This is a genomic window from Streptomyces sp. NPDC050988 (assembly GCF_044456225.1).
Classification (GTDB): domain Bacteria; phylum Actinomycetota; class Actinomycetes; order Streptomycetales; family Streptomycetaceae; genus Streptomyces.
In genome coordinates, this window is the sequence record NZ_JBITFQ010000001.1 from 356,777 (window position 1) to 367,112 (window position 10,336).

Here is a 10,336-nt window from a genome sequence, read left to right on the forward strand (position 1 = left end):
CGTTCAGCCCTGCTTGGGCGCGGTGGTGGGGTTGCTGCGGACGGTGAACGAGTGGCCGGCCGGGTCGGCGTATCCCCGCTCCTCGAACGGACCGGACGGGTCCTTGGTGTCCAGTGCCCGGCCGCCGAGCCCGATGACCTTGCGCTCGGCCTCGTCCAGGTCCTCCACGTGGAAGTCCAGGTGGGCCTGGAGGGAGTTCTCGGGACGCGGCCAGCTCGGCGGAGTGGCGTTCACGTCCCGCCGGAACGCGATCCGGAACCCGTCGGCTCCCTTGATCTCCACACGGTTCGCCGACGCGTCCGTCTGCTCCGCGTCGAGGAACTCCATGTAGAACGCGGCGAGTTTCTCGGGCTCGGCACAGTCCAACACCACGACGCCCGCCACTACCAGTGCCATGTTTCCTCCGTACACCGACCGACCACGAGCGGCGCTCCGCCCACGGCTCCACGGCGACCGGGTACCCCGCCCGCGGGTTTCAGTCGGCCGCGCGCCCACGACCCGTCGGCGCCGGAGGCGAACGCGCTCATTCGGCCACAGAGACCGGCGAATCACCGAGATCACGGAGTGGTGTAACGCAGGTCACGGTCAAGTCACCGAGGTCGCGGCATAGATCATTTACGATCAGGGCAGCCTCGTAGCGTAAATCGAGTCAACTTTCGTCTCGGGAAACGCAGTTCGAGCCAGCGGGCGTCGATTTCGACGCCTGTCCCACAGGGATGGGGGGCCCTGTGCATCGTCTCAAGAGAGGACGCGAATGCCGCAGGACGTCAGGTTCGACCTCCCCTTCACCACCCCCGTCAGTGAGCACCTCGAGTATGCCCGCGCCCGCCATCTGCGCTGGGTATGGGACAAGGGCCTGGTGCGCAGCCAGGCCGGATTCGAGGAATACCGCTCCTGGGATCTGCCCCAGGCGGCCGCCCGTACCTACCCCCACGCTTCGGCCGAAGACATGGTCGTCCTGATGAACTGGTTCTCGCTGGCCTTCCTTTTCGATGACCAGTTCGACTCAGGTAGGCCGGATCGCGCCGACCGCATAGCGGAGGTCGCGCGGGAACTCATAGCCACCCCTTTGCGGCCGGCGGGCATCACGCCCAGAGTGGCGTGCCCGATCACCGTGGCCTGGGCGGAGGTCTGGGCCCACCTTTCGGACGGCATGTCTCTGACATGGCGGACGCGGTTCGCGGCCTCCTGGGGCCGTTTCCTCGTGGCGCACACCGAGGAGGTCGACCTGGCGGCCCGCGGCCTGGCCGGCACGCTCGACCTTCAGGAGTACGCCGAGTTCCGCCGCCGTACGGTCGGCATCCACCACAGCATCGACGCCGGTGAGCGCAGCCGAGGATTCGAGGTGCCGGCCGAGGTGCAGGCGCATCCCCTGATGGAGAGAATGCGGGACCTGGCCGCCGACACCATCGGCTTCATGAACGACATCCACTCCTTCGAGCGCGAGAAACGCCGAGGGGACGGCCACAACCTGATAGCCGTCCTGCACCGCGAGCGCCGCTGCGGCTGGCAGGAGGCCGCCGACGAGGCGGTCAAGATGACCACGCACAGCCTTGCCGAGTACCTCGAACTGGAGGCGCAGGTACCGCAGATGTGCGACGAACTCGGCCTGGACGAGGACGACCGCGTGAAGGTCCGGATGGGCGTCGAGGCCATCCAGCACTGGATAAACGGCAACTACGAGTGGGCCCTGACCTCGGGCCGCTACGCGGCGGACAAGGAATCCCCGGCCGCCAAGGCCGAGTTGGCGGGCCAGGGCTCACTGGACGACCTACTGGCAGTCTGAACGCAGAAACCCGCGCCCCGAAAGGGGCGCGGGGAACTGCGCGACAAGCCACAACGAACCCGCAGCCGACCCACAACAGTCGCCGCAAAGAACCAGCGGAGGGCCTACACCGAGAACTCGACCGGAAGCCGATCGAGTTTCGCCTCCCACGTGGAGGCCGTCGAGGTGAGCTCGTCCGGCGTCACCGCGAGCCGCAGCCCCGGCAGCCGGTGCAGCAGAACATCGACGGCCGTCTCGATGATGGCCTGCCCGATGTTCTGCCCGGGGCACTCGTGCGGCCCCCCGCTGAACGCGAGGTGCGACTGGTTGCCGTGCACGGAGATGCCGACGTCGGGCCGGATCTCCGGATCGACGTTGCCGGCGGTCAGGCCGAGGACGAGCAGGTCGCCCTCCTGGATGCGGTGCCCGCCCAGTTCGAGGTCGGCCGCGGCGAACCGCCCCGGCAGCACGGCCAGCGGCGGGGTGTTCCACATGACCTCCTCGACGACGGAGGAGATGTTGAGCTGCCCGCTGACCAGACCGGAGAGCCGGTTGGTGTCGGTGAGCACCAGTTGGAGCACCCGGGCCAGCAGATTGCTGGTGGTGGCGTTGGCGGTGATCAGCACCAGACGCAGATGGTTGAGAATCTCGTCGTCGTCGAGATCGGCGTGGTGCTCCAGCAGCCCGGTGGTGAAGTCGGAGCCCGGCTCCACCCGCTTGCGCTCGGCCAGTTCACCGAGGATCTGCATGATGCGGTCGTTGTGGACGAGTGCTTCGGCACCGCCCTTCATGACCAGTGCCGTGGACTCGGCCAGCTGCCGCCCCTCGCTCTCCGCGAGCCCGAACACCCTGGTCAGTACGAGCATCGGCAGATACTCGGAATAGTCGGACACCAGGTCGGCGCTGCCTGCCCCGGCGAACGTGTCGATCAGCTTGTTCGCGAAGTGCGTGACATGGCGGCGGATGCCACGGCTGGAGACGGCCTGCAGATTGTCCGTCACCGCACCGCGCAGCCTGCGGTGCGGTTCGCCGTCCTGGGAGACGCAGTCGGGCCGCCACCCCAGCATCGGAATGAGGGGCGAGGTGCTCTCGACACGCCCGTCCTTCCAGTCCCGCCAGATCCGCGAATCCCGGCTGAACTGACGGGGGTTGTCGAGCACCCGCCGGTTCTCCCGGTAGCCGAGGACCAGCCACGCCGGGATGTCGCCCTCCAGCAGTACCGGCGCGACCGGCCCGTGCTGCTTGCGCAGCCGCGAGTAGATGCCGATCGGGTCGGTCGCCGCGTCGGGCCCGTAGAGACGGGTGAGCCCGTCTCCCCCGCCGTGCGCGACCGGGCAGCCGCGCGGGGCGTCGGGACCGTTTAAGGGCTGGTCGGTCATCGGGACTCCAGAGCGACTGCGGAGCGATCCTTGAGGTGGCGTATCAGCGCGATGAGCACATCGCGGCTGGAGGCCCGGTCGCGGGCGTCGCAGGCCACGATCGGGGTGTGCGGGGAGATGTCCAGGGCGTCGCGGATCTCCTCGACCGGGTGGTCCTTGGAGTCGGGGAAGACGTTGAGGGCGATCACGAACGGCACGTTCTGCCGCTCCATCTCCTCGATCGCCCGGAAGCTGGAGGCCAGTCGACGCGTGTCGACCAGGACCACGGCCCCGAGCGCGCCCTTGAACAGGCCGTTCCACAGGAACCAGAACCGCTCCTGACCGGGAGTGCCGAACAGGTACAGCACCAGCTGGTCGTTGATGCCGATCTTGCCGAAGTCGAGGCTGACGGTGGTCTCCTGCTTGTCCGCCACCCCGATCAGGTTGTCGACGTCCGCGCTGGCCTGGGTCAGCGTCTCCTCGGTGGTGAGCGGCTTGATGTCGCTGACCGACCGGACCATGGTGGTCTTACCGGTGCCGAACCCGCCGGCGATCATCACCTTCACCGAGCGGGCGCCGGCCGGCAGAGTGCCGTCGGCCGAGTACCGGTCGGGATGGTCAAAGCCTTTCAAGTCCACTGAGTACCTCCTCAAGGAGCGCGAGGTCGGGCCCGCGACCGGCGCCTGACGCCGGGATGGGGTGACGGGCTTCAACGCGGCCTGCGTCCAGCAGATCGGCCAAGAGCACCGCGAGAATGTTGAAGGGCAATCCGAGATGGGCGCCGAGTTCGGCCACCGACAGCGGATCGCGGCAGCGCCGGAGGATCTCCTCGTGCTCGTGCTGCAGACCGGGGACGGCCGCGGCACGGGAGGTGATGAGGGTCGCCACGTCAAGGCTCGACGACGAACCGCCCGGTCCGCTGCGACCGCCCGTGAGGACGTAGTAGCGCTCGAGACCGGACGGGTCCGTGGGTCGGCGGGGACCACTCATCCAGAGTGCTCCTCCAGGCGCGGAGTGGTGCCGAGGAGCTCACCCATCCTGCGGGCAAGGTCCCTCATCTGGTGGCCGAGCAGGCCCTGGTCGAGCCCCTCCCTGGCGAGTACTCCGAGGTACGTCTCCACGCCGGCGCGCACCACGAAGAGGTGACCGCCGTCGACCTCGATCATCGCCAGGCGCAGTTGCCCGGCGTATTTGGGGAACTGCTCGGCCACGGGCTGGGCCAGTGCCTGAAGGCCCGCCACCACTGCGGCGAAACGGTCCACGTCGTCGGGGTCGTCGGCGCCGTAGGAGGTGATGGCCTTGCCGTCGCTGGAGGCCACGAGGGCGAAGCGGATCTCCTGGATGCTCTCCACCAGATCGCGGAGCGCCCAGCTCACGTCGGTTCCCTGTTGCGTCATGTGGACTAGTCGCTCTCTTCAGTGCGGTGCTCTGTGGACTCACGTCCGGCGGTCGGCTCGTGTCCGGCGGCCGGCTCACGTCCGGCCGTGGCGAAGGCGGCCAGGCCGGTGAAGGACTCGTCCGGCGGCACCGCGTGCGAGGCGGTGGCGGTGGACTCTTCCTCCCGTGCGACCGGCTTGGGCCTCTCGGACTCGGCTCGCCTGCGGCGCCGGGGCAGACCGCCGGGGGTGGTGTCCCCGGTCTCCTCCGGCTCCTCGGCCGGACCCGGTTCCTCGGCCTGGGCCGAGACGGTGCTCGGCGCGGCGGAGGCCTCTGCGGCAGGAGCCGGCGCTGTGACGGCGGCGGGCAACTGGCTGAAGTACTTGTGAGGTACCACGATGACCACTGAGGTGCCGAGCCACGGGGAGTCCGCGAAGGTGACCCTGATGCCGTACCGGCGGGCCAGGGCTCCGACCACGCGCAGACCGAGGTGGGCGTCCTCGGACACCCCGCCGAGGCCGGGGCCGGGAGCCACGCCCTCCAGCGACTGGAGGGCCTCCTGCTTCTTCTCCTCGTTGAGGCCCTTGCCGGAGTCCTGGATCTCGACGCCGACGCCGTTGGGCACCTCCTTGCCGGAGACGATCACCGGCTCGGTGGGCGGGGAGTAGCGTGCCGCGTTGTCGAGCAGGTGGGCGAAGATCAGCGTGAGGTGGTCCACCATGCCGCCGTCGACGCCGAGTTCGGGCAGGTGCTGGACCTGGACGCGGTCGAAGTCCTTGATCCGGCCGATGCCGCCGCGCACCACACTGAGCAGTCGCTGAGGCTCCTGCCACTGGCGGCCGGGCCGGTCCGAGCCGCCGAGTACGCCGATGCTCGCGGCCAGCGAGTCGGCGGGGCCGAGCTGCTGGTCCAGCTCCATCAGGCCTTGGGCGACGGAGGGCAGCCTGCCGTGCTCGCCCTGCATCTCGTGGAGCCGGCCACGAAGCTTGCTGGTCAGCACGTGGATACGGCTGCCGATGCTGATGACGGCCTGCTCGGCGGAGGTGGAGCGGTTGAACTCCTGCTCCACGCCGATGAGCGCCGTCCTGAGCACCTTGCGCAGCTGGGCCTGCAGGTCGGCGTTGACCTCGGCGCACTGGTTGACGGAAGGCAGCACGTCGTCGATGGAGTCACCGGCCCGCAGCCGCTCCAGCGCCTCGGGCAGTTGCTGGTCGGCGAGCTGGGCGACGGCCGCGAGCTGCCGGTCGAGTTGCTCCTGCCAGGCCTGCGTCTGCTCGGCGATCCGCGCCTCGTAGGCCTTGGCCTGCTCGGCCAACTGGGCGTCGTACGTGGACCGTTCGGCCGCGTACTTGCGCTCCAGACCGGCCACGTGCTGCTGCCACTGCTGAGAGTGCTCGGCCTGCGCGTTCCTGAACTCGCCGGCGCTGCGGCGCAGCTGGAGCTGGGAGCGGACGAGAAGTCGTACGGAGATGGCGCTCGCAGCCGTCGCCGCGACCCCGGAGACGATCGCGGGTATCTGGGTCGAGTCGGGTCCGGCGACCGCGGCGGCGACGGTTCCAGCGCCTAAGGCCAGCGGCATCAGCCACCAGCTGTACCAGGCGGCCGGTGCCCGCGCCTCCGGTGGCGGAGTGGCAAGTTCCATCTGCATCCTTCGAAGCAACACGATCGAACAGGGGGAGAAGCTCGGGGCAGCACTCGTCGCGCGGCGATCCACCCCGCGACGGGCATGCGTGGACAGCGAGCGACAACCGATTGCTGTCGCGTCAACTCGCCGCGCCTCAGGGAACCTTATCGGGTTTGATCTACCGCAGATCAACCTCACCGGCTCACTTCTGTGAAGCTTTGGCAACTCCCCGAACAGGCCGTTCGGGTCGACAAATCCCTTTACTCATCGCCGCGGCCGGAGGGCGCTGTGACGAAAACGGCGGGTACGACATGGATCGCATGGGCATGCATGTCATGATCACAGCACCCGAGTTGATCTTGAGGAGACTCACCGATGAGCGGCGTATCAGGTTCTCCCGCCGCGGCCCCGACCGCACCCGGCCGCCTGCCCTTGATCGGACACGGACACCAACTGGCCCGACGTCCCCTGGAGTTCATGAACGCGCTGCGCGAACAGGGCAGCGTCGTGAAGATCCTGATAGGTCCCACCGCCGCCTATGTGGTCACCGATCCGGCCGTCACCCGCCGGGTACTGGTGACGGAGGTCGACGCGTTCGCAAAGGGCGGCAAGATCATCGACGCGCTGCGGGTGTTCTTCGGTGACGGCCTCGCCACGATCGCCGACGGCGACCTGCACATGAAGCACCGGCGGCTGATGCAGCCGATGTTCAACAAGTCCCACATCGCCACCCGTGGCGACGTCATGATCAGCCACGTACGGACGGCGACCGAGACCTGGGCGGAGGGTGTCGCGCGGGACACGTACGAGGACATGAACGACCTGACGCTGTCGACCTTCCTCGTGGCGCTCTTCGGTTCTGGCCTGCCGGGACATGTCGAGCAGGAGTTCCAGGGCCTCATGCCGGAGATCATGCGTGGCACGATCCGGCAGACCATCCTGCCCGGCTGGGTGACGAAACTGCCCCTGCCCGCGAACCGCGCGCACGAGCGGCGGGTCGCCCGGCTGCGGACCCTCATCGACCAGGCCATCGACCACCACCGGGCCCAGCTGGCGTCCGTGGAGCAGCCCGCGCCGCCGCCAGGCTGCCCCGCCCATCAGGGCGGCGCCCAGGCCGAGGGCACCGCGTCGCAGACCGGACTCTTCTCCACTCTGCTCACGGCCGACGACCCCGAGACGGGCCCTCTCTCGCGCCAGCAGCTCCAGGACGAGGCGATCACCCTCCTCACCGGCGCGATCGAGACCACCGGAACGACCCTGGCCTGGACCCTGTACGAGATCAGCCGCAACCCGGGGATCGAGCGGAAGGTGCACGCCGAGCTCGACGCCGTCTGCGGCGAACGCCCGCTGCGCCAGGAGGACCTGGCCTCCCTGCCGTACATGCGCAGTGTCCTCAAGGAGGCCATGCGCATGTACGGACCCGCCTGGCTCGTCACGCGTACCACCACGCGCCCGGTCGTCCTCGACGGAGTTCCGATCCCCGAGGGCGCGGACGTCGTATACAGCCCGTACGTCCACCAGCACGACCCCGAGGTCTACGCGGACCCCGCTGCCTTCGACCCGGGCCGTTGGGAACCCGAGCGCGCCAAGAGCATCAACCGCTCCTCGTTCCTGGCCTTCGGGGACGGCCGGCGCAAGTGCATCGGCGAGGAGTTCGCCTGGACCGAACTCCTCATCGTCCTGGCCACCGTCGTCCAACGCTGGCGGCTGACCCTGACGTCCGCTCCCCCGCGCCCCCAGGCCATCGTCACGGTCAAACCCGACAAGCTCTCGATGACACCGCGGCCACGGGTCCCGACGAAGGCCCAGGAGCACGAGGAACAACCCACTCCTTCCTGATGACGTCCCTGATGGCGTTCCTGATGACGGTCACATCCCGGTGAGCCGCTCCCGGCGCTCGGCGTCCATGACCCCGAAACCCGGCCCGGGAGCCAGTGCGAGTACGCCGACCTTGCCCAGGTGGGTGTTGTTCTGGACCAGGCGGGCCGCCTCGGCCGTGTCGGTGAGCGGGTAGGTCTCGGTGAGGGCGGGGGTGAGGTGGCCGAGGTCGAGGAGGCGGCCGACGGCGGCCTGTTCGTGGAGGTTGGAGCCGTGGCTGCCGATGACGCGCTTGAGGCGCATCCAGAGGTACCGGTTGTCGAACTCGTGCTGGTAGCCGGTGCTTGAGCCGCACGTCACCACCGCCCCGCCCCTGCGGACGACGAAGACCGAGACGCCGAAGGTGGCCCGGCCGACGTGCTCGAAGACGATGTGCGGGTCCTCCCCGGTCGCGGCCCGGACCAGCTTGCCGAGCCGTTTGCCGACCAGGGCGGGATCGGCGGGCGGCTCGCTGCCGCTGAGGCCGATCTCCTCCCGGTTGATCACATGGTGGCAGCCCAGCCGGCGGGCGTACTCCGCCTTCTGCTCGCTGCTGACGACACCGACGGCTATGCCCCCGCCGTTGCGGACGAGTTGGACCGCGTACGCGCCGAGACCGCCCGCCGCTCCCCAGATCAGCACCACGTCGCCCTGGGTCATCCGGGCACCCCGGTCACTGACGAGCATGCGGTACGCCGTGCCCGCGCACAGCGGGTTCGAGGCGGCCTCCTCCCAGGTCAAGTGGGCGGGTTTGGGCAGGAGTTGACTGGTCCGGGCCACGGCGTAGTGGGCCAGTCCTCCGTAGTTGGTCTCGAAGCCCCACGCCAGCATGCCCGTGCCCAGCATGCCGTCGGCGTGGGTCGCCGGGTCCTCCTCGTCGACGTACACGGGGCTCACCACTACGTGGTCGCCGACCCGCCATCTGCGCACGCCCGACCCCGTGCGGACCACGACGCCGGAGGCGTCCGAGCCGATGACGTGGAAGGGCTGGTCGTGCCGGGCCGCCCAGCGGTCCTGGCGGCCGAAGTGCTTCAGGAAGGAGAAGGTCGGGATGGGTTCGAACATCGCCGACCAGACGGTGTTGAAGTTGATGCCACTGGCCATGACGGCCACCAGCACCTCGTTCGGGGCGAGTTCGGGCATCGGTACCGCGCCGATGTGGATGGACTTCCGTACGTCCTTGTCGGCGACTCCGGTGAAGCTGTCGACGTCCTCCGCGCGCAGGTGCGCGGCGGTGAAGCGGTCGGGTGGGGGCAGGTGCTCCAGTTCGCTGCGGGCGGCTCCCGCGACGACTGCCTCGGCCAGGGCATCCATGGTGGTTCCTCCTTGAGGGGATCGACTCGGGTCAGGGGTCCGCTCATGCCGGGGCCCGAGTCAGCTCAGGCCGAGGCCCGCCGCGAGCATGGGCCAGGACGCCTTGAACTCCTGTCGCCAGTACGGCCACGCGTGTGCTCCGCCGTTGTAGAAGTGCACCTGGGCCGGGACGCCCAGGGCTTCCAGCCGTTCGGTGAACCGGTGCGCCTGGGACCAGAGCGCGCCTTCGAGCGCCGCGCCTTCGAGGTTGTCGAAGTCACCGCTCGCCAGGCCGCTGCCCTGGGAGATGTACAGGCTGGTGCCTTTGAGATTGGCGGCCTGCGCGGACGGGTTGTGCCGGTCCCAGTTGTCCCGGTTGAGCAGCGGGCTGCCCCAGAGGGTCAGCGGCAGCAGTTGTTCCCGGGCGACGATCGCGTTGAGCACGGTCGGCATGCCGAACGCCGTGGTGTCGAGGATCCCGCTGTACGAGGCGGCCGCCGCGAAGGTCCCGGGGTGCCGTGCGGCGAAGGCCAGAGCACCGTACCCACCGGTGGAGACACCGGCGACCACACGTTTCGTCCCCGCCCGGAACTTCTGCTGCAGCACCCCCATCAACTCGTCGACCTGGAACGTCTCGTAGTCCGGTGCGCCGGCGCTGCCGTAGTTCCACCAGTCGGTGGGGATGCCGGTGGGACCGGACGACGGCATCACGGTGATGACGTTCTGGCCTGCGAGGAAGTCGACGACGTCCGTCTCCCTCGTCCAGGACGTGTAGTCGTCGTGCGCGCCCTGGAGGAGGTAGAGCACGGGCCAGGTGCGGTCGGGCTGCGCGGCGTACGCGGTCGGCAGGACCACCCGTACGGGCAGGGACGCGCCGACCGCCGGGGAGGCGACCGTGAGGTCGACGGTTCGGGTGTCGAGCCACTTCTCGGCGACGATCGTGGCGCCCGCGGCCACCGCGGCGGCGGGAGCGGCCGTCGCGGGTGGTGCGTCGAGCCCGACTCCCGCGCCGAGCAGGGCCGTCGTCACCGCGAGCGCGGCACATCTCCGCTTACGAGTCAT

At 69.2% G+C, this 10,336-nt stretch carries 10 protein-coding genes; 2 read left to right on the forward strand and 8 right to left on the reverse strand.

The window, feature by feature from the left end; genetic code table 11:
- Window positions 1-3: 3 nt before the first annotated feature.
- A complete protein-coding gene (locus ACIBEI_RS01545; protein ID WP_398883926.1) occupies window positions 4-396 on the reverse strand; it encodes a VOC family protein in 393 nt (130 codons plus the stop codon).
- A gap of 358 nt (window positions 397-754) precedes the next feature.
- Between ACIBEI_RS01545 and ACIBEI_RS01550 the strand changes: the two genes are divergently transcribed.
- Complete coding sequence (locus tag ACIBEI_RS01550; protein ID WP_398883928.1) at window positions 755-1,786, forward strand: 7-epi-alpha-eudesmol synthase; 1,032 nt, start codon at window positions 755-757, stop codon at window positions 1,784-1,786.
- A gap of 104 nt (window positions 1,787-1,890) precedes the next feature.
- Here ACIBEI_RS01550 and ACIBEI_RS01555 read toward each other — a convergent pair whose 3' ends face one another.
- From ACIBEI_RS01555 to ACIBEI_RS01575, 5 genes are read right to left on the reverse strand one after another with little or no spacing between them, the layout of a single operon-like run.
- Complete coding sequence (locus ACIBEI_RS01555; RefSeq protein WP_398883930.1) at window positions 1,891-3,144, reverse strand: cytochrome P450; 1,254 nt, start codon at window positions 3,142-3,144, stop codon at window positions 1,891-1,893.
- Complete coding sequence (locus ACIBEI_RS01560; RefSeq protein ID WP_398883933.1) at window positions 3,141-3,761, reverse strand: GTP-binding protein; 621 nt, start codon at window positions 3,759-3,761, stop codon at window positions 3,141-3,143. Before ACIBEI_RS01560 ends, ACIBEI_RS01555 begins: the two co-directional genes overlap by 4 nt.
- Window positions 3,742-4,113, reverse strand: a complete 372-nt coding sequence (locus ACIBEI_RS01565) for a DUF742 domain-containing protein (RefSeq protein ID WP_055611717.1) — start codon at window positions 4,111-4,113, stop codon at window positions 3,742-3,744. The genes ACIBEI_RS01560 and ACIBEI_RS01565 overlap by 20 nt, the downstream gene beginning before the upstream one ends.
- Window positions 4,110-4,520 carry a roadblock/LC7 domain-containing protein gene (locus ACIBEI_RS01570; RefSeq protein WP_055611716.1) on the reverse strand — a complete coding sequence of 137 codons (411 nt, stop codon included), beginning with the start codon at window positions 4,518-4,520 and terminating at the stop codon, window positions 4,110-4,112. Before ACIBEI_RS01570 ends, ACIBEI_RS01565 begins: the two co-directional genes overlap by 4 nt.
- A gap of 5 nt (window positions 4,521-4,525) precedes the next feature.
- A complete protein-coding gene (locus ACIBEI_RS01575; protein ID WP_398883935.1) occupies window positions 4,526-6,142 on the reverse strand; it encodes an ATP-binding protein in 1,617 nt (538 codons plus the stop codon).
- A gap of 357 nt (window positions 6,143-6,499) precedes the next feature.
- On the opposite strand from ACIBEI_RS01575, the gene ACIBEI_RS01580 reads away from it, so the two are divergent.
- On the forward strand, window positions 6,500-7,963 hold the full coding sequence (locus ACIBEI_RS01580; protein ID WP_398883937.1) for a cytochrome P450: 1,464 nt from the start codon (window positions 6,500-6,502) through the stop codon (window positions 7,961-7,963).
- Window positions 7,964-7,993: 30 nt separating this feature from the next.
- Here ACIBEI_RS01580 and ccrA read toward each other — a convergent pair whose 3' ends face one another.
- Together ccrA and ACIBEI_RS01590 are read right to left on the reverse strand one after the other, a co-directional pair.
- Window positions 7,994-9,295 (reverse strand): crotonyl-CoA carboxylase/reductase, encoded by a 1,302-nt coding sequence (ccrA, locus tag ACIBEI_RS01585; protein WP_398883939.1) that lies wholly within the window; start codon window positions 9,293-9,295, stop codon window positions 7,994-7,996.
- 60 nt (window positions 9,296-9,355) lie between these two features.
- The gene (locus tag ACIBEI_RS01590) at window positions 9,356-10,336 is read right to left on the reverse strand and encodes an alpha/beta hydrolase (protein WP_398883941.1); all 981 of its coding nucleotides are present in this window, start codon (window positions 10,334-10,336) and stop codon (window positions 9,356-9,358) included.